The organism is Pseudomonas sp. MH9.2, from assembly GCF_034353875.1.
Lineage (GTDB): Bacteria > Pseudomonadota > Gammaproteobacteria > Pseudomonadales > Pseudomonadaceae > Aquipseudomonas.
On sequence record NZ_CP133784.1, the window covers coordinates 3,251,876 to 3,274,568 of the forward strand.

Consider the following 22,693-nt stretch of genomic DNA (forward strand, 5'->3'; position numbering starts at 1 on the left):
GATTCTCTAATTGCGCAAAAAACGAGCAAGTCTACACCGCTCGCCGGGGGAGGACAAAACTCAACAAGAACAACGCGGCGGCGCATACCACTATAGACGGTCCAGCCGGGGTGTCTTTGAACCACGATAAGGCCAGCCCGCCACAGACTGCAACCACGCCAAGCGCACTGGCGCCCAAAGCCATTTGCTCGGGGGAACGTGAGTGGCGTTGCGCGGCGGCTGCAGGAATGATCAGCAGCGAGGTGATCAGCAGGACACCAACGATTTTCATGGCCACCGCAATCACAATCGCGATCAGCAACATCAATGTCATGCGCAAGGCCGCGACGGGTAAGCCTTCGACGGTCGCCAGTTCTTCATGCACCGTAATGGCCAGCAATGGTCGCCACAGGGCGACGATCAGCGTCAGTACCGCCGCGCTGCCGCCCATAATCCAGGCCAGATCGGTGGGGCTGATCGCCAGCAGGTCACCAAACAGATAACCCATCAGGTCAATACGAACGTTGTGCATGAAGCTGAGGACTACCAGCCCCAGTGACAACGTACTGGGCGCGAGAATCCCCAGCAGCGTGTCCGATGCCAGCGCCTGGCGCTGTTGCAGCGTCACCAACAGGATCGCCAGCAGGAGGCAACCGACGGTAACCGCCAGCGCCGGGCTGATATCCAGCACAAAGCCCAATGCCACGCCGAGCAAGGCCGCATGGGACAGGGTGTCGCCGAAATAAGCCATACGCCGCCAGACCACGAACGAACCCAAAGGGCCTGCAACTATTGCCAGCGCCAGACCCGCGAGCAAGGCATAGAGTAAAAAGTCAGCCATGCTTGCAGTTGTCTCCGTGGACATGAGTAGGGGGCGTGCCGGGCGCTGATGCAGCCTCTTCGACCACTGCGCCGTGTAAGTCATGGGCGTGATCGTGGTGGTGGTGATAGATCGCCAGGCTTTGCGCGTTTTTGCCGAACAATTCGACAAACGCCGGATCGTTGCTGACTTGCTCCGGGTGGCCTGAGCAGCACACATGCCGGTTCAGGCAAACTACCTGGTCGGTGGTGCTCATGACCAGGTGCAGGTCATGGGACACCATCAGCACGCCGCAGCCGTAGCGGTCGCGCAGGCGGGTGATCAAGCTGTACAGCTCAGTCTGGCCAGCCACGTCGACACCTTGCACGGGCTCATCAAGGACCAGCAACTCGGGTTCACGCAATAATGCCCGGGCCAGCAGCACGCGCTGCATCTCGCCGCCGGATATCCCTTGCAGCGGGCTGTCGATGACTTTCTCGGCACCTACTTCGATCAACGCCGCCAGCGCTCGTGGCCGGTCAACGCCGGGGACCAGTCGCAGAAAGCGCAGCACCGACAGGGGTAATGTGGGGTCCACATACAGCTTTTGCGGCATGTAGCCGACACGCAACTTCGGTTTGCGCCAGACGCTGCCCGAGTTCGGTTTGAGCAGGCCCAGAACCGCCCGCACCAACGTGGTTTTGCCTGCGCCGTTAGGCCCGATCAGGGTCACGATTTCGCCCGGTTTTACGCTGAGCTGAATGTTTTCCAGCACGTTTTGCCCGGCAAACGTAACGGTGACCTGATCGAGACGGATCAATGCAGTGCTCATCAGGCCGCCTTGCAGCCCGAACACAGGCCAACAATTTCGACCGTTTGCCCTTCTACGGTGAAACCCACCTCCGCCGCAGCGGCGATGATTGCCTTGCTGATGGCTGGGTGTTGCAGCTCGATAGCGGCATGGCACTCCCGGCAGATCAGAAACTGGCCCTGGTGCGCGTGCGTCGGGTGATTGCAGCCGGTAAAGGCGTTGAGCGATGCGATGCGGTGGACGAGGCCGTTTTCCAGAAGGAAATCCAGCGCGCGGTACACGGTGGGCGGCGCGGCGCGGCGGCCGTCTTCTTCACTGAGGACCGCGAGAATGTCATAGGCGCCCAACGGTTTATGACTCTGCCAGACCAGTTCCAGCACGCGGCGACGCAGAGCGGTCAGGCGCAGACCTTGGCTCGCGCACAGCGCATCAGCCTCGGAGAGCGCGGTGTGCACGCAATGTGAGTGATCATGGGGGCGACTGGCCAGCGGTGTGTTGAGCATGGGCGGCGACGACTTTTGTGAGAGACGTTATTATGTTACCTGTTCCTGCCTCCTTGAGTGGTCATCGTGTTCCGTCTTTTTGCCATTTTTATTGCTTTAAGTGCCAGTTTGCTGGTGATCAGCCCCGCTCACGCCGAGGTTCGGGTGCTGACCAGCATTAAGCCGTTGCAGCTGATTGCCGCTGCGGTGCAGGACGGCGTGGGCTCGCCAGAGGTGCTCTTGCCGCCCGGTGCGTCGCCGCATAACTACGCCTTGCGCCCGTCCGACGTACGGCGCGTGCGTGAAGTCGATTTGTTTTATTGGATCGGTCCAGACCTGGAAAGCTTCCTGCCTCGTGTGTTGCAAAGCCGAACGCTGCCGGTGGTGACGGTGCAATCGTTGCCGGAGTTGCGCCTGCGTCACTTCGCGGCGGACAGCCAGTCCCATGAGGCTGCCGATCCCGCCGAGCATGACCACGACCATCGCCCCGGCAGTCTGGATGCCCACTTATGGCTGTCATCGGTCAATGCGCGGGTGATCGCTGCGCGTATGGCCACTGATTTAAGTGCGGCCGACCCCACCAACGCGGCGCGCTATAAAAGCAATGTGAAGGTGTTCGATGAACGCCTCGACGCCATGGATGCGCGGGTAAAGGCGCGGGTTGCGGACGTCGCAGGAAAACCGTTCTTCGTGTTTCATGAAGCATTCGATTACTTCGAGGATGCCTACGGTCTCAAGCATACGGGGGTGTTCAGCGTCGCCGCTGAAGTGCAGCCCGGCGCGCAGCATGTTGCCGCCATGCGCGCGCGGTTGAGCGAAGTGGGCAAGACCTGCGTGTTCAGCGAGCCGCCGATGCGTCCGCGTCTGGCCGAAACCCTGACTGCGGGGCTGCCGGTCAAACTGGCGGAACTCGATGGATTGGGCGGCTACACCCCTGCCACCGCTCAGGGTTATGAGCAGATGGTGGAAAAGCTGGGTAATGATTTGGCAGGGTGTCTGGAGTCGCTTTGATGGGGCGGTGTCTGAGTCATTGCTTTTCAGGCGAGTGAGTTCGCTCCCACAGATTGAGAGCGAACTCATTCGTGAAGCGTACGCCGCTGACTACAGGGCGAACGGCAGCGGCGTATGCACGTGCTGGCGCTGGGCCAAACGTTGCTGAAACTCCATAGGGTCATGGATCAGTACGTCCTGCCCGGCAAAGGATTCCGCCGCGATCAGGCGTGACAGCCAGAAACGCACGCAGGCTACGCGCAGCATGGTCGGCCACAGTTCGGCTTCGCCGGCGGTGAACGGACGCAAACCGGCGTAGGCACCGAGCAAGGCACGGGCGCGCGCACCGTCGATCTGACCGTCTTCTTCAGAGCACCAGTCATTGAGGGCAATGGCCAGGTCGTAAAGCATTGGCCCGGAGCAGGCGTTGTAGAAATCGATCAGCCCGGTCAAGTGCGTGCCTTCGAACAAGGCGTTGTCGCGAAACAGGTCGGCGTGCAGGTTGGCGCGTGGCAAGGCCATGATTCTCGGCGCGAGCCGTTCGAACTCTTCAAGTGCCGCCTGCAGCAGTGCGCTTTGCGTCGTGTCCAGGTGCGGCATCAACGTCGCGCCTTCGGCCTGCATCCAGTCCAGCCCCCGATCAGTCTTGCGCTCCAGCACATGCCCATGCGTGGCCAGATGCAAATGCCCCAGCAATTCGCCGATCTGTACGCAATGCTGGGTGTTCGGTTCGCTAACGTGTTTGCCCGGGAGCCTTGGCTGCAGCAGTGCCGGCTTGCCCGCCAGCTCGCGTAATGCGTGGCCGTCGGTGGTGCGTAGGGCGTAAGGCACCGGCAGATTGGCGTCGTGCAGTACGTCGAGCAGCTTGATGAAAAACGGTAGATCCTTGACTGGCCCGCGCTCAACCAGGGTCAGGACGAACTCGCCCTGCTCCAGGCTGACGAAGAAATTGCTGTTCTCGCTGCCGGCAGCAATGCCCTGAAAATCATGTAGACGGCCAAGCCCATAAGGGGCGAGAAACGTTTCCAGCTCAGGTCGAGCCAGGGGGGTAAATACGGACATGGTCAAGACTGCCAGTAAACAAAGTGAATGTTAGGCACTACCACTCGAAGATTTTCCATTCGGGAATCAGCATGTCCGGTTGGTCCGAACGAATGAAGTTGGCCTGAGTGCCATCGGAGCGTACTAGAAAGTACGGTTTACCGCCTTTGGGTGTGATCTTGATTGCGTAAAGAAACCCGTTCTGGCGGTATTCCTGAATGGTTTTGTCGCCTTCGGTGCGGATGGTAACGTCTGGATCCGCAGAAGGAGCCCCAGTGTCAGCAGCAACTGCAACCAGCGGGCAAAGTGCCAACAGGCTGGCCAGCAACAGGCGATTTGTTGTGCGCATGATAACCTTGTCCTTTTGTCGTCATTGGTCCTCGCATTCTAGCGCCGACCCCGCTGAAAAGGTTGATCTTGCTCATGAACCAAGCACCCCTCGTCCTGGTGGACGGTTCTTCCTATCTTTACCGTGCCTTTCACGCGCTACCGCCACTCGCTACGTCTAGGGGATTGCCTACGGGGGCGGTCAAGGGTGTGCTGAACATGCTCAAAAGCCTGCGTCGGCAGTATCCTGAAAGCCCGTTTGCCGTGGTTTTCGACGCAAAAGGCGGCACGTTCCGCGATGCGTTGTTTGCCGAATACAAGGCTAATCGCCCAAGCATGCCCGACGATCTGCGGGTGCAGGTCGATTTGCTTCACGCCTGCGTCAAAGGTCTGGGCTACCCGCTGCTCTGCGTCGAAGGCGTCGAGGCCGATGACGTGATCGGTACGCTGGCCCGCAGCAGCGCGGCCGCCAACCGCCCGGTGATTATCTCTACCGGCGACAAGGACATGGCGCAACTGGTCGATGGGCACATTACCTTGGTCAATACGATGACCGGTAGCGTGCTGGATGTGGCTGGCGTGAAAGAGAAGTTTGGTGTCGGTCCTGAACACATCATCGATTATCTGGCGCTGATGGGGGACAAAGTCGACAACATTCCGGGCGTGCCCGGTGTTGGCGAAAAAACCGCGGTCGGCCTGTTGGTCGGTATCGGCGGTGGTCTTGTCGAGCTGTACGCAAACCTGGACAAGGTTGCCGCACTGCCGATTCGTGGCGCGAAAACCCTGTCGGCCAAGCTTGAAGAGCACAAGGACATGGCGTTCCTGTCCTACGAGCTGGCGACGATCAAAATCGACGTGCCATTGGACGTCGAGCTGGACGCCCTGCACTGCGGCGAACCGGATCGCGAGAAGCTGGTCGAGCTGTACACCGAACTGGAGTTCAAAAGCTGGATTGACGAATTGCAGCGCGAAGCCAAGCGCGCCGGTGAGGAAATCGTCGTTGCACAGGAGCCGGTGGTCACCGAAGCGCGCTACGAAACCATTCTTGAACAGGATCAGTTCGAGGCCTGGTTGAAGAAGTTGAGCGACGCCAAGCTGTTTGCCTTCGTCACCAAGAGCAACGGTCCGGACGCACAAAAGGCGCAGTTGGTCGGCATGTCGTTTGCGGTCAAGACTAACGAAGCGGCTTATATCCCGCTGACCCACTCATACATGGGCGTGCCCCAGCAACTGGATCGAGACACCGTGCTCAGGGCGCTTCAGCCGCTGCTTGAGGACCCCGGGAAGGTCAAGGTCGGTCAGCACGCCAAGTTCGATATCAACATCCTCGCCAACTGCGCCATTGGCGGTGATCAGCGCCAAGGTATCACCGTGCGGGGCCTGGCGTTCGACACCATGCTCGAATCCTATGTGCTCGACTCCACTGCGACCCGGCACGACATGGACAGCCTGGCCCTCAAATACCTGGGCCACACGACCACCAGCCTGCAAGACATTGCCGGCAAGGGCGTGAAACAACTGACTTTCGATCAGATCGCGCTGGAGCAAGCCGCGCACTTTGCCGCCGAAGACGCGGATGTAACCCTGCGGTTGCATGAAGCCCTGATGGAAAAGCTCGCCCTTACACCAAGCCTGATGCCGGTACTCACCGACATCGAAATGCCATTGGTACCGGTGTTGGCGCGAATAGAGCGTCAGGGTGCGTTGGTCGATGCCAAATTGTTGGGTATTCAGAGCGTCGAACTGGGCGAGAAAATGATCGCCCTGGAGCGAGAGGCGTTTGCTATCGCCGGCGAGGAGTTCAACCTCGGCTCACCCAAGCAGCTCGGGGTCATTTTGTACGAAAAGCTCGGTCTTCCGGTCCTCAGCAAAACGGCCAAAGGCCAGGCGTCTACCGCAGAAGCGGTGTTGGCCGAGTTGGCTGAGCTGGATTACCCGCTGCCTAAAGTGCTGATGCAGTACCGCTCCATGAGCAAACTGAAGAGTACCTACACCGACCGTTTGCCGGAGCAGATCAACCCACGCACCGGGCGCGTTCATACGTCCTACCATCAAGCGGTTGCGGCGACCGGGCGCTTGTCGTCCAGTGATCCTAACCTGCAGAACATCCCGATCCGTTCGGCCGAAGGGCGCCGGATTCGTCAGGCTTTCGTTGCGCCCAAGGGCTACAAGCTGCTGGCCGCCGACTATTCGCAGATCGAGCTGCGAATCATGGCGCACCTGGCCAAGGACGAAGGGTTGCTGCATGCCTTCCGCAACAACCTGGATGTGCACCGTGCGACGGCTGCCGAAGTGTTTGGCGTCGAGTTGGAGGACGTCACCACCGACATGCGTCGCAAGGCCAAGGCGATCAATTTCGGTTTGATCTACGGCATGAGTGCGTTTGGTCTGGCGAAACAGATCGGTGTCGACCGCAAACAGTCGCAGGCGTATATCGACCGCTATTTTGCGCGCTATCCCGGTGTGCTGGATTACATGGAGCGCACGCGCGCGCAAGCGGCCGAGCAGGGCTTTGTAGAAACTCTTTTCGGCCGTCGGCTCTATCTGCCGGATATCAATGCCAAGAACCAGGCCTTGCGCAAAGGTGCGGAGCGTACTGCGATCAATGCGCCTATGCAGGGCACTGCAGCCGACATTATCAAGAAAGCCATGATTGCGGTCGATGGATGGCTGACTGACTCCGGTCTGGATGCCAGGGTTATTCTTCAGGTCCACGATGAATTGGTGCTGGAAGTGCGCGAAGACCTCGTTGAGCAGGTGCGTGAGGAGATTCGGCACTACATGAGTGGGGCAGCTAAACTCGATGTGCCGCTACTCGTCGAAGTAGGTGTTGGCAACAACTGGGACGAAGCACACTGATTGTGCTGAATAAACGTGCCTGGACTGCGACTTAAAGTCGCAGTCCAGCAGGTGTTTCGCCCCGGTTTCTCAGCTTATTCCTGAAATGAAGCACCGCTATAGCGAACCGCATCTAGATGCTCAGGAACTAAATCGGAGAATTCCCAGTCAGAGATTGGGAATGGGTGTGAAGCCCTTCAAGCTCCTAATGTTGTGTTAAGTGTTGGCAGATATCTGGACCACGCCCTAATGGTCTGGATCTTAAACCCCGAACTTCCCCCTCCCCATAAGAAGTCCGGGGTTTTTTTTGCCTGCGATTTTACGTTGCAGACGGCTCGGCACCCTTGTCCGCCAGCTCCATCCATCCCGCCAATACAGTGTAGGCGTCTTCCAGGCCCATGCGCTTGGGGGCTGAAAATAACTGGATGCTCACTGCATTGCCCCAGCCTTTATGAATTTCGGCCTGCACTTTGAGCAGGGCATTTTTCGCTGCGCCGTACGTCAGCTTGTCGGCTTTGGTCAGCAGAATATGCATAGGCATGTGGCTGGCGACGGACCAATCGAGCATCAGCAGGTCGAAATCGGTCATTGGATGACGGATATCCATCATCAGAATCAAACCTTTGAGGCTTTCGCGGCTGCCTAAATAGGCTTCCAGGTGACGCTGCCAGTGCAATTTAAGCGGGATTGGCACCTTGGCGTAGCCGTAACCGGGCAAGTCCACCAGGCGACGATGATCGTCGAGACTAAAGAAGTTCAGCAGCTGTGTACGCCCTGGAGTCTTCGATGTACGGGCCAGGCTGGCGTGAGTCAGGGTGTTCAGTGCGCTCGACTTACCGGCGTTGGAACGTCCTGCGAAGGCCACTTCAAAGCCTTCGTCGTCGGGACATTGATCGACTTTGGCCGCGCTGAGCATGAAAGTTGCCTGTTGGCACAGGCCGAGGATGGGGTTCTTGAGTTGCATGGGATTTCCGATGAGGGCGGTGCCGGCAAGAGCGCGGCAAGCAGTGTCGTTTCCGTTTCAGTAGCGCCAGTATATAATGCCGCAGATTTTGTGTGCGCTTTGTCCCACCGTAGGATGAAGTTCACGGGAACGAGTGGTTTGAATTGCGCATTAGAACGCAGCACGTTCCCAACCCTGAAAAGGTCGTTTTATGAAGAAATGGCTGCTAGCTGCCGGTGTCTTGATGCCGTTTTTCAGCGCTCAGGCTACACAGGATCCGGAAGCTATGTACAACCGTGCTTGCGTGGCTTGTCATGCCGGTCAACTGCCAATGGCGCCGAAACCTGGCGACCGGGCAGTTTGGGCGCCTAGACTGTTGCAGGGTATGGATACGCTGGTGCAACACGTTACCCAGGGTTTCAAGGCAATGCCGCCGCGTGGATTGTGCATGGACTGCAGTAGCGAGGATTACCGCGCAATCATCCAGTGGATGAGCGAGTAACCCCGATACATAACTCTTTCACCCTTAGCCGTAGTTGGATTAGCTGATGAACAAATTAATCGTGAGTCTGCTGTTGACCTTGGGCATCTCTGGTATGGCCCAGGCCGCCGGTGCTGTTACCGGTGTTGTTGGCGACGCTGCTGCCGGTCAGGCAAAAGCGGCTGTGTGTGGCGCTTGTCATGGCCCGGACGGCAATAGTATGGCGCCTAACTTTCCGAAATTGGCAGGTCAGGGGCAGCGCTATCTGCTCAAGCAAATGCATGACATCAAGGATGGTAAGCGTACGGTCCTGGAAATGACCGGTCTGCTGACCAACCTGCAAGACCAGGACCTGGCTGATATTTCAGCTTACTTCTCCAGCCAGAAAGGCAGCGTAGGTGCTGCTGATCCGAAGTTGGTTGCTGCAGGCGAAGCGTTGTTCCGTGGCGGTAAACTGGAACAGGGCATGCCTGCCTGCCTCGGTTGCCACTCACCCAATGGTGCAGGTAACGTGGCTGCCGGCTTCCCGCACCTGGGTGGTCAGCACGCTACTTACGTGGCAAAACAGCTGACCTCGTTCCGTGAAGGTGATCGCACCAACGACGGCGATACCATGGTAATGCGTACCATTGCTTCGAAGCTGAGCAACAAGGACATCGCAGCGCTGTCGGCCTACATTCAAGGTCTGCATTGATCGCGGCCTGATCAGTCTGCGAACGGCTTACACTTTTCGCAATGATTTGAGGCTCTCCTGCATGGACGCAGGGTCAAAAAGGGTGGCTACGGCTGCCCTTTTTCGTGGCTGCCAGCGTTACACTAGCGAACTCAAGCCTGTCCGCCCGGTCCAACACTGGTCGCGCCAAGGCGACTTTATTTGCCCAGGAGTAAAGCATGCGTAATTTGATTCTCAGCGCCGCTCTCGTTACCGCCAGCCTGTTCGGGATGACCGCTCAGGCTGCCGAGCCTATCGAAGCCGGTAAACAGTATGTCGAGCTGAGCAGCGCTGTTCCTGTTTCCGAGCCTGGCAAGATCGAAGTAGTTGAAATGTTCTGGTACGGCTGTCCACACTGCTATGCCTTCGAGCCGACCATCAACCCATGGGCAGAAAAACTGCCTGCCGATGTGCACTTCGTGCGTCTCCCCGCCATGTTCGGCGGCCCGTGGGACGCTCACGGCCAATTGTTTTTGACCCTGCAGTCCATGGGCGTTGAAAACAAGGTTCACTCTGCCGTGTTCAATGCCATCCAGAAAGAACACAAAAAACTGACCACTCCAGACGAAATGGCTGAATTCGTCGCGACTCAAGGCGTTGACAAGGACAAGTTCCTGGCCACATTCAACTCCTTCGCGATCAAGGGCCAAATCGCAGCAGCAAAAGAACTGGCCAAGAAGTATGAAATTACTGGCGTTCCAACCCTGATCGTCAACGGCAAATACCGCTTTGACCTGGGTTCTGCTGGCGGTCCTGAGCAAACATTGCAAGTCGCCGACCAGTTGATCGCCAAAGAGCGCGCTGCTGTTGCTGGCAAATAAGAGGCGTTAGCCATGCGACGCTGGGGAACAGAACGCGTTGTTGGCAGGCACGATGCGCATGTCAACGAAGACCACCTGGAAACAAGCGGCTTGCCGGCCGATGGTCGGTTGCGCTTGCTCAGCTTCAACATTCAGGTCGGTATCAGCACCGAGCGGTACCGGCACTACCTGACGCGCGGGTGGCAGCATCTGCTGCCGCATACCGGGCGAGCAGGCAACCTGCAAAAGATCGGTGATCTGCTCGGCGACTTCGATCTGGTCGCGCTGCAGGAGGCCGATGGTGGCAGCCTGCGATCAGGTTATATCAATCAAGTCGAACACCTTGCCCAGCTCGGGGCCTTCCCGTACTGGTATCAGCAACTCAATCGTAACCTCGGGCGTTTTGGCCAGCACAGCAACGGTGTGCTCAGCCGTTTGCGGCCGTGGGCGATAGAAGATCACCCGTTGCCAGGTCCTGCCGGGCGCGGGGCCATCCTGGTCCGTTTTGGCGAAGGTCCGGAAGCATTGATCGTGGTGATGATGCACCTGGCACTGGGCGCACGCGTTCGCACCCGGCAACTGGCTTACATTCGCGAGTTGATTGGTGATTATCGCCACCAGGTGTTGATGGGCGACATGAACACTCATGCCACCGACTTGCTGGAAAACTCACCGCTTCGGGACTTGGGCCTGTTGGCGCCGCAGATCGAAGCGACGTTCCCCAGTTGGCGCCCTCAGCGCTGTCTTGATCATATTTTGCTCAGCCCCAGCCTGACGCTGGAGCGAGTGCAGGTCCTGGCTCAACCCATCTCCGACCATTTGCCCGTTGCCGTGGAGATCCGCCTGCCTGCATCGTTAACGGGTGATTCGCTGCCTGTGGCCAGCACGCCTCTTCGTGGAACCCTTGGATGAGCGAAGAAGCAGAACGCTGGAAAGAAAAGTACCTGAAAAGTCTCGAACAACAGGAAAAGCTTGAAAATCGCTGGAATGCGCGACTCGATCTGCTGCGGCGTGGCCTGGTGCGCAGCAGCCTGGCCGCTGAAGGCAGTGATCGCGCCGTTGATCACTGCATGAAAGAAATGCGTGAGGTCGTTCGCAAGGATGACATGGATGCCGCCCTCGCCGCGCTTCTCCCCCGGCTGGAAAAAGCCGTGCTCGATTCGGAGCAGCGCCGCGAAACCAGAGTCGGGCAGATGGGCACGGCCTTGAACTCATTAGTTGCCCAGTTGCAGAGTCTGCCCTTGCCTCGAGAGGTGAGTCGCCCGCTCAAGAGTTTTGCCAAGCAGTTGGATGAGCGCGTTTCTCAGGCGCGTGAACTGCCACTGTTGCTCGCCGAATTGAGCGCGTTGCAGGGCAAAGCGTTGACCCTGCTGGAAAACTCTGAAGAGACAAACTCACGGCCGGGACTCCTGCAGCGGTTGTTTGGTGGTCGCGAGGCTGCCAATACCGGCACGGAGCCGATGCCCGAGGCTGCGATGGGCTCGGTATTGGCGTCTGTCGAGTCGGTGATGCTGCCTGCCGAAACGCGGATTGAAAGCACAAAGGTCCCTGAGCACGCTCAAGTGGTGCAGGTCGCCTCACCCGTGCCTGCCGCTCCTGCAACCGGTCAGCGTGTTGATGACCCGGTAGAAGAGGCGCCTGAGCCTGCCGCGATAACGGTGCCAGTGCCTGCGGCTGTCAGCTCGACGCCAACGGTCGCGGCGCCTGCAGTCCTTGATGCCCGTGCGCCAACCGAGGCGCCAGTTGCCGCAGAGGTTGCGCTCGTTGTCGAAGAGGTGTTTGTCGCACCGGAGCTGATTGAGCAATTGCCAGTCGCGCTGCCTGAGCGCCTTCCAGACGCCGTCGATAGCGGCGCGCTGGCCGCTGAGCCGGTGGCTGAGAGCGTGCCGCAGCTCGATCAAGAGAATGTCGAGCAAGACGTCACCTACGACCTCCCGGCTACTCCAGAGCCAACTTACAGCTCTGTGGCGACACATATTGAAGAAACACTGCTGGGCCTGCTTGACGACCTGACCTTGCCGGAGCGTCACCAGCCTCAAGCACAGTCGATGCGAGAACGTTTGGCCAAGGGCCTGAACTGGTACGAATTGTTGCCGCTTCTAGATGACCTGGTCGTGCTGATGTTGGCGATCACGGACAGCGGACAGCATGAGTTCGAGGTGTACCTCAAGCAACTCAACGAGCGGCTTGAGTCATTTCAGAGCAGCTTGCAGGCCGCCAGTGAGGGCCAGGCCGACAGCTGCTCTGTTGCCCGCGACATGCAAAGTGAGCTGCGTGAACAGGTCGATGGCCTGCAAAGCAGCGTGCAGGACGCAGCCGACCTGAACAGCCTCAAGCAGGTCCTAGAGAATCGTCTGGAGGGCCTGCTGGGCACGATGGATCAGCATCAGCAGCAGCATGACGAGCGGGAGCAGGAAGTCGCTGCACGGCTGCAAGGCCTGGCGAACCGGGTCGCGACCATGGAACAAGAGGCTCAGGGCTTTCGCGTGCACCTTGAGGAGCAGCGGCAGAAAGCCTTGGTCGATCCGCTGACGGGCCTGCCCAATCGTGCCGCCTGGAGTGAACGGCTGGAGCAGGAGGTCGGTCTTCGGCAAAAAAATGGCAATGAGCTGCTGCTGGGGATGATTGATCTCGATTACTTCAAAAGGATCAATGACAACTACGGCCACCTGGCGGGCGACAAGGTGCTGAAGATCATCGCCACAGAACTGCGCAAACGTCTGCGGCCCGGCGACTTTATCGCCCGTTTTGGCGGTGAAGAGTTTGTTCTATTGATCCCGCATACCCCCATGCCTGATGGTGTGGCGTTGATGGACAAGCTGCGCAGGGCCATCGAGGCCTGCCCGTTTCACTTCAAGGGCGAGCCGGTAACGGTCACCATTTCTGTGGGGATCACTGCTTTTGGGGTGGGTGAGCGTAGCGAGTTTGTGTTGAAGAGAGCGGACGAAGCGTTATACCGCGCCAAGGATGAAGGCAGAAACCGCATCGAATGCGGCTGACAGGCCCCGTGTCGAGTAATGACTAAATATTGCGTAACGCTGCTTTACTAAAGCGTTTTGTCAGCATTACGTTATGCTATTGCATTACTTGCCTATGCGTGTTCCGACCTTCCATGAAATTGCTCACCGCTTTGGTTTTGTTCATCTTCCTGACCGCGTGCACCAGCAGTGGTCCGAAGCTCGACACCAGTCACCCCTCCGCCAACCATGACAGTCGGGTCCAGTTCGTCATCGTGCACTACACCAATGCGTCGTTGGAGCGTTCCTTGGCGCTATTGACCCATGGCGAGGTCAGCAGCCATTACCTGATCGGCGATCAGTCGCGCCCCACGGTCTACAAACTGGTCGATGAAAACCTTCGCGCCTGGCATGCCGGCGAAAGCGAGTGGCAGGGCCGAACCTGGCTCAACTCCAGCTCCATCGGAATCGAAATAGTCAACCCGGGTTTCCGCGATACGCCCACTGGCAGGCTTTGGTACCCCTATACAGAGGGCCAGGTCCAGGCGTTGATCGTATTGCTCAAAGACATCGTCAAACGCAATAACATCGATCCTCGACACATCATTGGACACAGCGACATCGCTCCTCTGCGCAAGCTCGATCCGGGCCCATTGTTTCCATGGAAGCGTCTTGCGGATGAAGGGCTGGGTATCTGGCCGGATGCACAGAGGGTGGCTCAGCGCCAGGCGTCGATGATGGACAACCTGCCGAGCGTTACCTGGTTTCAGCAGCAGTTGGCGCAGCTGGGTTATGTGACTCCCCAAACGGGCGAGCTGGATGTGGCTACACGTCACGTGTTAGCGGCGTTCCAGATGCACTATCGGCCGGAGCGATTCGATGGTCAGCCGGATGTGCAGAGTGCAGCTATCCTGCAAGTGCTCAATCATTAACGCTAAAAACAGCCGGCCCGTCTGATAGGGCAGGTTATTTTCTGAGTTGTTGCTATACCTCAGTGATATTCATTTGGATAGACATTGATGTCGATGGCTGCTGCACGCACTCTGATCTTTCGTCCCTGGCTGCTGGCCTTACTGGCGGCATTGATCAGTGCTGTCTTGTTGTTAGTCGGCAGCTTTGGCTTGGTCATGCATCAAGCCAGGCAGGATGAAAGAGAACAGATGAATGCTCAGGGCGAGCGCTTTTTGGTGCGTCTGGAGCAAATGTTCGGCCAATTGCGCGAAGGTCTCGATCAGCTGGAGGCCCAGCCTTTGCGCAGCTGTAGCCCGCAAATGCTGGAACTGCTGCGTCAGGTCAGCGTCAGCTATCGGTTCGTGTATGACGCCTCGTTTGTCGGTGGGTCGCAGCCGTGTTCGAGTCGGGGGGGGCAAAACCTGGTCGATTCCCCGCGCGCTCCGGATATTCGCGGGCCTACCTATGACTATTGGCTCAATACGTCTGCCCAGCCCGATGACAATCTGGCTGCGTTGATGCTGGGACGAGGCGATTTCCGGGTGTTGACCTCTCGGGGGCACCTCACCGATGTGGTTGATCTGCCCGTCGATGGCAGTCTGTTGGTGGTGCTTGATAAAGGCGCCAGGGCCATACCGGTGTTGGGGCCTGCGCAGGCATGGCCACCGACACCGGACTGGTCGGCCGACACCCTGCAAACCTTGGTCACCACCCCCACTCAGCTTATTTACCGGATGCCCACGCAGAGCCCGGAATACCAGCTTGTACTCATCACTTCGCGCACAGGGCTACAGCCGCAAACGAGGGGTGCCTGGTGGTTGCTGATCCCGGCCAGTCTCCTGATTGCGCTGTGCATCGGTGGATTGGTGTTGCAATTGGTGCGTCAGCGCCAGTCGTTGGGCGGCGAGCTTCATGGCGCGTTGCGTCGGGGCGAATTGCAGGTGCTTTATCAGCCAATATTCGATCTCAACAGTCGCCGCTGCGTCGGTGCCGAGGCTTTGGTGCGCTGGCGTCGGCCGGATGGCAGTTTGACCAGCCCGGATCTGTTCATTCCACTGGCGGAGAACACCGGGCAGATTCGGCAAATCACCGACTTTGTTCTTCAACAATTACTGGAACAGTTAGGCCAGTTATTGCGCGCGAATCCGCATTTGTACATCTCGGTGAACCTGGCCGCATGTGATGTCATGGCCCCACGCATTGGTCGGGTAGCGGCCAGATTGCTGACGCTGCATCGGGTGGCCGCGCGTCAGATTGCGTTCGAGGTGACCGAGCGCGGGTTGATTGATGTCGTGGTGGCACGCGATCACCTGCAAGCACTGCGCGACGTCGGCCATCAGGTATTGATCGACGATTTTGGCACCGGTTATTGCAGCCTTGCGTACCTGCAAACCCTGCCTGTGGATTGCCTGAAAATCGACAAGGCATTCATCGACGCGCTAGGGCACGATGCGGCGAGCAGCGGTGTCGCGCCGCACATCATTCGCATGGCTCACGCCCTGCAGTTGCGCGTGATCGCCGAAGGGATAGAGTCAGAAGCGCAGGCCGTGCTGCTCAGCAGTGAAGGCGTGAGCTATGGCCAGGGCTGGCTGTTTGCGCGGCCATTGAGCGCAGCCAAATTTTCCGAACTGGTTACCGGCGGGCGGCGAACACTCTCCCGCCGCAACGATGATGAGGCCTGAGACCTCACGCCTAGATCGGCAATGCCATGTAGAACTGAGTGCCCTGCCCCGGTCGCGAATAGACGCCCATCCGGCCACCGTGCAATTGCACGATTTCCTTGCACAGTGCGAGACCTAGCCCTGCCCCGCCTTTCTTGCGCCCGACCTGAACGAAGGGTTCGAAAATCCGCCCTTGCTGCCCATAAGCGATGCCTTCACCGTTGTCCTCGATGCTGACGATGACACGCTCGCCGTGGCGCCGTGCCTGCAGGCGAATCAGCCCGTTCTGCGGGGTATGGCGTAGCGCGTTATCCAACAGGTTATCCAGTACGCGCTCAAGCTGCGTCTTGTCGGCGTTCACGCGTGGGAGCGGCTCCTGAATCTCGACCAGCAACGCGATATTCTGCTCATCGGCTTGTTCGGCGAAACGCTGGCGCGCCAGCTCGAGCAGATCATCAAGGGCGCAGGGGGCGAGGCTGAGTTTTTGCAGACCATTCTGGTAACGCGAGAAATTCAGTAGATCGTTGATTAACTGCATCAAACGCTGCATTTCTTCATTGACCGTATTAAGCAGGTCGGCTTCACGCGAGTCCGCGGCAAAGTGCACGCGCTCTTGAAGCAGGCCGAACGCCATGTGCATGCCGGTCACGGGGGTGCGCAATTCATGGGAAGCGCGCAGTACGAACTCGCTGCGTACCCGCTCGAATGCACGTTGTTCGGTCACGTCGCGCAGCACCATCACCGCGCCAAGGATATGGCCCTTGGTATGGCTGACGGGCGTCAAACTGTAGGTCAGCAGCCGTGACTCGCCATCGACCTCAATGGCCAGGTCGTCGGGGACACGATCCAGACTTCCGCCGCGCAGCGTCAGGTACAGCTGTTCGTCCAGCTCAGGGCGCTGCAAGGCCTCGCCCAACCCTTGACCGAGTCGGTTTTCGTCCCAGCCCAGTTGGCGTTGGGCTACTGGATTAAGGTGCTCCAGACGGCCTTGCCGGTCAATCATGAGCAACCCGTCATCGATGCTGTCAAGCACTGCTTGCAGGCGCTGCTGACCCGCGAGCAGCTCATCGATATTCGTCGCCTGATGCTGGCGCAAGGCTTCGGCCATGATCCCGAAACGTCGAGTCAGCAGGTTCATTTCCGCCGCCGAAGAAATCGGCAGCGTGACCTCGAAATTGCCTTGGCCGATATTGTCGGCGGCCTTGGCCAGTGCCTCGATAGGTGCGCCGAAACGCTGAGCAATACCGTGGGCGGTAATAAAACCGATACACAAGACGGCAATGCCCACCAATCCCAGCAGGGCGGCAATCCAGAGAGCCCTTTCTCGGGCCGTACTCTGGGTTTGATTGATGTTTTCCAGTGCTTGCCTATGGGCGTCGATCAACCCGTTGCGCAGGACATCGAAACTGTTAGTCAGCGCCACATTATCGCGGACCTCGGCGGGTTGACGTTGCGATTGCTCGAAATCCTGAATAAACCGCTGATAATCGATGCGGGCCTGAGTAAAACCGTTTTGCAGATTGCTTTGCGCTTCGTTTTCGATGCCTTGGGCCAACAGCGCTTGAAACTGCTGGCGAGCCTGCAAGACGGCGGCTCTATCGGACTGTCCTTTGAGCATCATGACCAATTGATCGCCGAGGTTCTTGCGCAACTTCAGGCCCAAGTCGAGGGTGATGAAGTTTTGCTGGACCAGCGACTCCTGGGCTTTTGCCATCTGCATCACGCTGACGAGCCCGAGCAGCAGTCCCAGCAGCGCGACCGTGATCAACGCCGAAATGCTCAGGAACAACCGGGTACGCAACTTCATCGTGAACTTCATGAATTGAGATTCATAGCGTGTACTGCTTGCGTTTGCGGTACAGCGTCGAGGCATCGATACCCAGGGTTTTAGCGGCTTGGTCAAGCGTGTCGCTGGTCGCCAGAACGGCGCCGATGTGGGCTTTCTCCAATTCGTCCAGGCTCAGCGCAGCGCCGATCCGTGGTGCGTTATTGGTCGGCTGCTCGGCCATCCCCAAATGACTCACCTCCACGCGTTCTTGAGGGCAAATGATGCTGGCCCGTTCGACCACGTTACGCAGTTCCCGAATGTTGCCGGGCCAACGATAATTGAGCAGGGCTGCCCGCGCCTCTTCGCTGAAACCGCGTCCGGGACGGGCGTACTCCTTGACGAAGCGGGCAAGAAACCGGTCGGCGAGGGCCAGAATATCTTCGCTACGTTCACGCAGCGGCGGCAGATTCAGGGTAATGACGTTTAAGCGATACAACAGGTCTTCGCGAAAACGGCCATCGCGCACCATGTCTTCAAGGTTGAGGTTGGTTGCCGCCAGAATTCGCACATCGGCTCGACGCGTGACCGGGTCGCCAACGCGCTCGTACTCTTTGTCCTGGATGAAACGCAGTAGTTTAGGTTGCAGCGTCAGCGGGAAATCGCCGATCTCGTCGAGGAACAGGGTGCCGCCATCGGCCTGGTTGACCCGGCCCAATGTGCTTTCGCTGGCGCCGGTAAATGCACCACGGCTATGGCCGAACAGCTCGCTTTCCATCAGTTCGGCGGTCAGCGAGGGGCAGTTGATCGTGATGCAGGACTTCTTCGCCCGTTTGCTCCATGCGTGAATCGCACGCGCCAGCTCGCCTTTTCCAGTGCCGGACTCGCCGAGAATCAGGATGTTCGCATCCGTATTCGCGACCTGACGCGCGGTTTCCAATACGGCCATCATCGACGGGCTGTGAGAGTCCAGGCCGTCCTTGGGCTTGCGCACTTCACCTTCCAGCGCTTCGAGCCGCGCGGACAGTTGACGGATTTCAAGTTGCTTGGCGGTGGCCAGTCGCAGTTGATCCGGGCTGCAAGGTTTTACTAGGTAGTCGGCCGCGCCCGCCTGAATCGCATCGACGGCGGTATCGACGGCTGAGTGGGCGGTGACGATCACCACGCGCATCCACGGCGCCTGGATGCGCATTTGCGCCAGCACGTCCAAGCCATTGTCTTCACCCAGGCGCAGGTCCAGAAAGCACAGGTCGAATACCTGGCGCTGAAGCAACGCCTCTGCCTGGGCCGCGCTGTTGGCGGTGGCGACGGTATAGCCTTCATCTTCAAGGCAATAGCGAAAGGTGCGAAGGATCGCGGACTCGTCATCCACTAAAAGAATACGGCCTTGATGCTCAGTGGCTGTGTCCATATTCCTACGCTCCTTTAAGACTGTTCTTAGTTAGTCCCGGAAAAATCGGGCAAGTTGCATGGTTAATTCTGCTTGATTCGGCGGTCTGCATGGTAGCTATCTGTTAGTGATGTCGTCATCGGCCTGATTTATATGCGTTTTAGCGTCTCAAACGTGCTGGCACGAGGCTTGCGACACTCCCGCGACTATCGTCACAAACAACCTGCGCAGACATTGATGGAGAATCGTTATGCACCCGCTGAAGAAGATTGCCCTGGCCACCGCTACGACCGCAGTACTGGGGTTGACCCCTATGTTTGCGCAGGCCGCTCAGGAAGATCTGGCTACTCAGCTGACCCAGGCGCGGCAGGAAGGTTCGATCTGGACCGCGTTCGCTCTTAACCGCCATTTGAGCCCTTTCAAGATCGACGTCACGGTCGAGAAAGGGACTGCGGTGCTCAAGGGCAAGGTTGAAAATGACGTTGATCGTGAGTTGGCTGAACAGATAGCGCTCGACACCAAAGGCATAGACAAGGTCGATAACCAGCTGGAGGTAGACCCAAATGTCGCTGCTGAGCCAGGCACTAAAGCCAAAATCGCTCAGCGTTTTGAAGATGCAACACTCACCGCGACGGTGAAATCAAAACTGCTGTGGAACAGCGTGACCCAGGCGCTGAGTATTCAAGTGGATAGCAAAGACGGGGTGGTCACGCTTAAAGGCCAGGCCCAAAGCGCCGAAGCCAAGGAGCTGGCTGGCAGGCTGGCGAGCAACACCGATGGGGTGACAGAGGTTAATAACCTGATCAGCCTGAGTGCCAGTGACCCCTCGGTGCCCAAGGTCCAGCCTGGCGCAACTAACGCCGGCGAAGTGATCAGCGATCTCTGGATTACCAGCAAGGTTAAATCCAGTTTGATCTACAGCCGTAACCTTGATGGATTGAACATCAAAGTCGATACCAAGGATGGCATGGTCAGCCTGAGCGGTGTGGTCGCCAATTACGCCGAAAAACAACTGGCGGTCGAAATCGCGCGGAATATTCGTGGCGTACGCGGTGTTGATGCCGACGCGTTGAAAGTCATCACCCGGACGGCGGGTTAGTCCCATCGTGCAGAACGCACGATGCCCATGGGGCCGTCGTGCAGGATGCTTGCAAGTATGCGGCTGTTATTTATTTAAATACTTGATAAGTAAGGTTTTTTATAGATAAAGAAGCTGGCATGCAGGCTGCAGAAGGTTACGTAACAAAGGCTGAGCAGTACGCTCGCCCAACAAGATCGAACAGCCACTCAGGTGGAGGAGTTTCAGGATGAACAGCCCGCGTATCGCTCAACTGCGTATTTCGCCTCTGCCTATTCAGCAGGGTTTGTTTGTCAGCCTGGCGCTGCTCGTCACTTTGATTGTCGGACAACAATTTGAGCGTTGGGACAGTCACCGGAATGTGCATCAGATCAAACAGCCTTTCATGACCGGCAGCACCTACACCAACGTGAGCGCCGCAGCCCCGAAAGACGTTGCCCTGAGCTTGCAACCGGTCGAGGGGGAAGCCTCTGTCAGTGAACGACCTCATCCACAAAGCTGGGTGTTCTAGGCATGTTGTCCTGGAAGCCTGAAATATACGCAAGAAAAAACGCAACGTAAGGAGAATCACCATGTTGAGTTGGGCAATCACGTTCTTGATCATTGCTATCGTCGCTGCCGTATTGGGCTTCGGTGGTATCGCTGGCACCGCTACGGGTATCGCGAAGATTCTCTTTATCGTGTTCCTGGTGCTTTTTGTCGCTTCGTTCTTCTTCGGTCGTCGCGGTCGAGGTTGACGCGCTTTTTCACGCCTGTATGCCGCGACACAATCAGGGTCTAATCAGGAGAGCGCTGTGATGCAAGTCCGTGATTTTCATTCAGAAATGAATTTCGCGGACTTGCCGAGCGCTTTATTTTTCGACCATCGATCTAAAAATTTCCAGCAGAAAACTCCCCCGCTTTAATACCGAATTACCTTTTTATTCGCTCATGCCCCGGGTTGGATTTTTAAATCTCTTTTCGCTACAGGCGACGCTTTAGCCAGTCTGGCGCCGAAAAACGGTATTTATTCCCGCCGCGTAAATGACCTTGTTCAATCTGAAACCTGGGTTTCATTTGACGTACCTCATGCCGATTCGGCATGAGGTAGGCGTTTACGGCATTAGACGTCGCGTCTTGTCCTCGGAATAGTTGCGCCCTTTTTCGCCTGCTAAAGAGCTGGGACGCCCAACTGCGGAAACCTTCTACTGGACAGCCCTCAAGCCATCTTTGTCCTCGATGCGGCCTTCAAAAAAAGCCAAGTCAAATGCCTTGATGGGGGATGTCCACGCCACTTGATATAAGGGTAATGACATGAAGAAGGCAAAGCTGAGCCTCGCCTGGCAGATCCTCATCGGTCTGGTTCTGGGGATTGCAATCGGGGCACTGCTCAACCATTTCAGTGCTGAAAAAGCCTGGTGGATCAGCAACGTTCTGCAACCAGCGGGTGACATATTCATCCGCCTGATCAAGATGATCGTGATCCCGATTGTGGTGTCTTCACTGATCGTTGGTATCGCGGGTGTGGGTGATGCTAAAAAACTGGGACGCATCGGCCTCAAAACCATTCTCTATTTCGAAGTCGTCACTACCATCGCCATTCTGGTAGGCCTGGTGTTGGCCAATGTGTTCCATCCGGGCACAGGCATCGACATGAGTACCTTGGGCACCGTCGATATCTCCAAGTACCAGCAGACGGCCTCCGAGGTGCGGCACGAGCATGCGTTCATAGAGACCATCCTCAACCTGATCCCGTCGAACATCTTCGCCGCCATCGCTCGCGGTGACATGCTGCCGATCATCTTCTTCTCGGTATTGTTCGGCCTCGGCTTGTCCAGCCTGCAATCAGACCTGCGTGAGCCGCTGGTAAAGATGTTTCAGGGCGTCTCGGAAAGCATGTTCAAAGTTACCCATATGATCATGAGCTACGCCCCGATAGGTGTGTTTGCCTTGATCGCGGTCACGGTCGCTAACTTCGGTTTTGCGTCCCTGCTGCCGCTGGCCAAGCTGGTGATCCTGGTTTACTTCGCCATCGCTTTTTTTGCCTTCATGGTGCTGGGTCTGATTGCCCGCCTGTTCGGGTTCTCGGTGATCAAGCTGATGCGCATCTTTAAAGATGAGCTGGTCCTCGCCTACTCCACCGCCAGCTCCGAGACCGTGCTGCCGCGTGTGATCGAGAAGATGGAAGCCTACGGCGCACCCAAGGCTATTTGCAGCTTCGTGGTGCCAACCGGCTACTCGTTCAACCTTGATGGCTCGACCCTGTATCAGAGCATTGCGGCGATCTTCATTGCTCAGCTTTATGGCATTGACCTGTCGATAGGGCAGCAATTGATGCTGGTCTTGACCCTGATGGTCACGTCCAAAGGGATCGCGGGCGTGCCGGGCGTGTCCTTCGTGGTGTTGCTGGCAACGTTGGGTAGCGCGGGTATTCCGTTGGAAGGTCTGGCCTTTATCGCCGGTGTCGACCGGATCATGGACATGGCCCGTACGGCGCTGAACGTGATCGGCAATGCCTTGGCGGTGTTGGTGATCTCGCGCTGGGAAGGCATGTATGACGATGCCAAGGGCGAGCGCTACTGGAACTCCCTTCCGCACTGGCGCAGCAAAGAGCCGCTGCCAGCGGGTGAAACCGTCATTGACTGATCACTGACGCGCCGCACTGACAAACCCCGGATTTCCGGGGTTTTGTCTTTTTGACGTTCCTGC

The 22,693-nt window shown here is 57.8% G+C and carries 21 protein-coding genes; 13 read left to right on the plus strand and 8 right to left on the minus strand.

What is annotated here, in order from left to right:
- Window positions 1-31: 31 nt before the first annotated feature.
- From znuB to zur, 3 genes are read right to left on the minus strand one after another with little or no spacing between them, the layout of a single operon-like run.
- Window positions 32-820, minus strand: a complete 789-nt coding sequence (gene znuB, locus RHM55_RS15290) for a zinc ABC transporter permease subunit ZnuB (protein ID WP_322177179.1) — start codon at window positions 818-820, stop codon at window positions 32-34.
- A complete protein-coding gene (gene znuC / locus RHM55_RS15295) occupies window positions 813-1,610 on the minus strand; it encodes a zinc ABC transporter ATP-binding protein ZnuC (RefSeq protein ID WP_322177180.1) in 798 nt (265 codons plus the stop codon). The genes znuB and znuC overlap by 8 nt, the downstream gene beginning before the upstream one ends.
- A complete protein-coding gene (gene zur, locus RHM55_RS15300; protein ID WP_322177181.1) occupies window positions 1,610-2,092 on the minus strand; it encodes a zinc uptake transcriptional repressor Zur in 483 nt (160 codons plus the stop codon). Before zur ends, znuC begins: the two co-directional genes overlap by 1 nt.
- A gap of 66 nt (window positions 2,093-2,158) precedes the next feature.
- Here zur and RHM55_RS15305 point away from each other — a divergent pair, with 66 nt between their 5' ends.
- Entirely contained in the window at window positions 2,159-3,082 is a 924-nt protein-coding gene (locus RHM55_RS15305) for a zinc ABC transporter substrate-binding protein (RefSeq protein WP_322177182.1), read from the plus strand.
- A gap of 90 nt (window positions 3,083-3,172) precedes the next feature.
- On the opposite strand, the gene RHM55_RS15310 is transcribed toward RHM55_RS15305, so the two are convergent.
- Together RHM55_RS15310 and RHM55_RS15315 are read right to left on the minus strand one after the other, a co-directional pair.
- Window positions 3,173-4,123: a homoserine kinase gene (locus tag RHM55_RS15310; protein ID WP_322177183.1), complete on the minus strand. Its 951-nt coding sequence runs from the start codon at window positions 4,121-4,123 to the stop codon at window positions 3,173-3,175.
- A 37-nt stretch (window positions 4,124-4,160) separates the two neighbouring features.
- Window positions 4,161-4,451 (minus strand): DUF2782 domain-containing protein, encoded by a 291-nt coding sequence (locus RHM55_RS15315; protein ID WP_322177184.1) that lies wholly within the window; start codon window positions 4,449-4,451, stop codon window positions 4,161-4,163.
- A 74-nt stretch (window positions 4,452-4,525) separates the two neighbouring features.
- Here RHM55_RS15315 and polA point away from each other — a divergent pair, with 74 nt between their 5' ends.
- Window positions 4,526-7,288 (plus strand): DNA polymerase I, encoded by a 2,763-nt coding sequence (gene polA, locus RHM55_RS15320; RefSeq protein ID WP_322177185.1) that lies wholly within the window; start codon window positions 4,526-4,528, stop codon window positions 7,286-7,288.
- A 298-nt stretch (window positions 7,289-7,586) separates the two neighbouring features.
- Here polA and yihA read toward each other — a convergent pair whose 3' ends face one another.
- Entirely contained in the window at window positions 7,587-8,231 is a 645-nt protein-coding gene (gene yihA, locus RHM55_RS15325; RefSeq protein ID WP_322177186.1) for a ribosome biogenesis GTP-binding protein YihA/YsxC, read from the minus strand.
- Window positions 8,232-8,421: 190 nt separating this feature from the next.
- Between yihA and RHM55_RS15330 the strand changes: the two genes are divergently transcribed.
- The 7 genes from RHM55_RS15330 (at window position 8,422) to RHM55_RS15360 (ending at window position 15,793) form a co-directional block, all read left to right on the plus strand.
- Window positions 8,422-8,712, plus strand: coding sequence for a c-type cytochrome (locus tag RHM55_RS15330; RefSeq protein ID WP_322177187.1), 291 nt, complete (start codon window positions 8,422-8,424; stop codon window positions 8,710-8,712).
- Window positions 8,713-8,758: 46 nt separating this feature from the next.
- A complete protein-coding gene (locus tag RHM55_RS15335; protein ID WP_322177188.1) occupies window positions 8,759-9,385 on the plus strand; it encodes a c-type cytochrome in 627 nt (208 codons plus the stop codon).
- 197 nt (window positions 9,386-9,582) lie between these two features.
- Window positions 9,583-10,224 (plus strand): thiol:disulfide interchange protein DsbA, encoded by a 642-nt coding sequence (gene dsbA, locus RHM55_RS15340; RefSeq protein ID WP_322177189.1) that lies wholly within the window; start codon window positions 9,583-9,585, stop codon window positions 10,222-10,224.
- A 12-nt stretch (window positions 10,225-10,236) separates the two neighbouring features.
- Window positions 10,237-11,115: an endonuclease/exonuclease/phosphatase family protein gene (locus RHM55_RS15345; RefSeq protein WP_322177190.1), complete on the plus strand. Its 879-nt coding sequence runs from the start codon at window positions 10,237-10,239 to the stop codon at window positions 11,113-11,115.
- A complete protein-coding gene (locus RHM55_RS15350; RefSeq protein WP_322177191.1) occupies window positions 11,112-13,202 on the plus strand; it encodes a diguanylate cyclase in 2,091 nt (696 codons plus the stop codon). Before RHM55_RS15345 ends, RHM55_RS15350 begins: the two co-directional genes overlap by 4 nt.
- Before the next feature lie 113 nt (window positions 13,203-13,315).
- On the plus strand, window positions 13,316-14,092 hold the full coding sequence (locus RHM55_RS15355; protein WP_322177192.1) for an N-acetylmuramoyl-L-alanine amidase: 777 nt from the start codon (window positions 13,316-13,318) through the stop codon (window positions 14,090-14,092).
- 87 nt (window positions 14,093-14,179) lie between these two features.
- On the plus strand, window positions 14,180-15,793 hold the full coding sequence (locus tag RHM55_RS15360; protein ID WP_407074611.1) for an EAL domain-containing protein: 1,614 nt from the start codon (window positions 14,180-14,182) through the stop codon (window positions 15,791-15,793).
- A gap of 10 nt (window positions 15,794-15,803) precedes the next feature.
- On the opposite strand, the gene RHM55_RS15365 is transcribed toward RHM55_RS15360, so the two are convergent.
- Both RHM55_RS15365 and algB read right to left on the minus strand, forming a co-directional pair.
- Window positions 15,804-17,591, minus strand: a complete 1,788-nt coding sequence (locus RHM55_RS15365) for a KinB sensor domain-containing domain (protein ID WP_322177193.1) — start codon at window positions 17,589-17,591, stop codon at window positions 15,804-15,806.
- A gap of 10 nt (window positions 17,592-17,601) precedes the next feature.
- Window positions 17,602-18,948 (minus strand): sigma-54-dependent response regulator transcription factor AlgB, encoded by a 1,347-nt coding sequence (gene algB / locus RHM55_RS15370; RefSeq protein WP_322177194.1) that lies wholly within the window; start codon window positions 18,946-18,948, stop codon window positions 17,602-17,604.
- Window positions 18,949-19,177: 229 nt separating this feature from the next.
- On the opposite strand from algB, the gene RHM55_RS15375 reads away from it, so the two are divergent.
- The 4 genes from RHM55_RS15375 (at window position 19,178) to gltP (ending at window position 22,630) form a co-directional block, all read left to right on the plus strand.
- Window positions 19,178-20,026 (plus strand): BON domain-containing protein, encoded by an 849-nt coding sequence (locus tag RHM55_RS15375; RefSeq protein WP_322177195.1) that lies wholly within the window; start codon window positions 19,178-19,180, stop codon window positions 20,024-20,026.
- Between the two features lie 208 nt (window positions 20,027-20,234).
- A complete protein-coding gene (locus RHM55_RS15380) occupies window positions 20,235-20,516 on the plus strand; it encodes a hypothetical protein (RefSeq protein WP_322177196.1) in 282 nt (93 codons plus the stop codon).
- Between the two features lie 61 nt (window positions 20,517-20,577).
- Window positions 20,578-20,742 carry a DUF1328 domain-containing protein gene (locus tag RHM55_RS15385; RefSeq protein ID WP_322177197.1) on the plus strand — a complete coding sequence of 55 codons (165 nt, stop codon included), beginning with the start codon at window positions 20,578-20,580 and terminating at the stop codon, window positions 20,740-20,742.
- Window positions 20,743-21,298: 556 nt separating this feature from the next.
- On the plus strand, window positions 21,299-22,630 hold the full coding sequence (gltP, locus tag RHM55_RS15390; protein WP_219063277.1) for a glutamate/aspartate:proton symporter GltP: 1,332 nt from the start codon (window positions 21,299-21,301) through the stop codon (window positions 22,628-22,630).
- The last annotated feature ends 63 nt before the right edge of the window (window positions 22,631-22,693 follow it).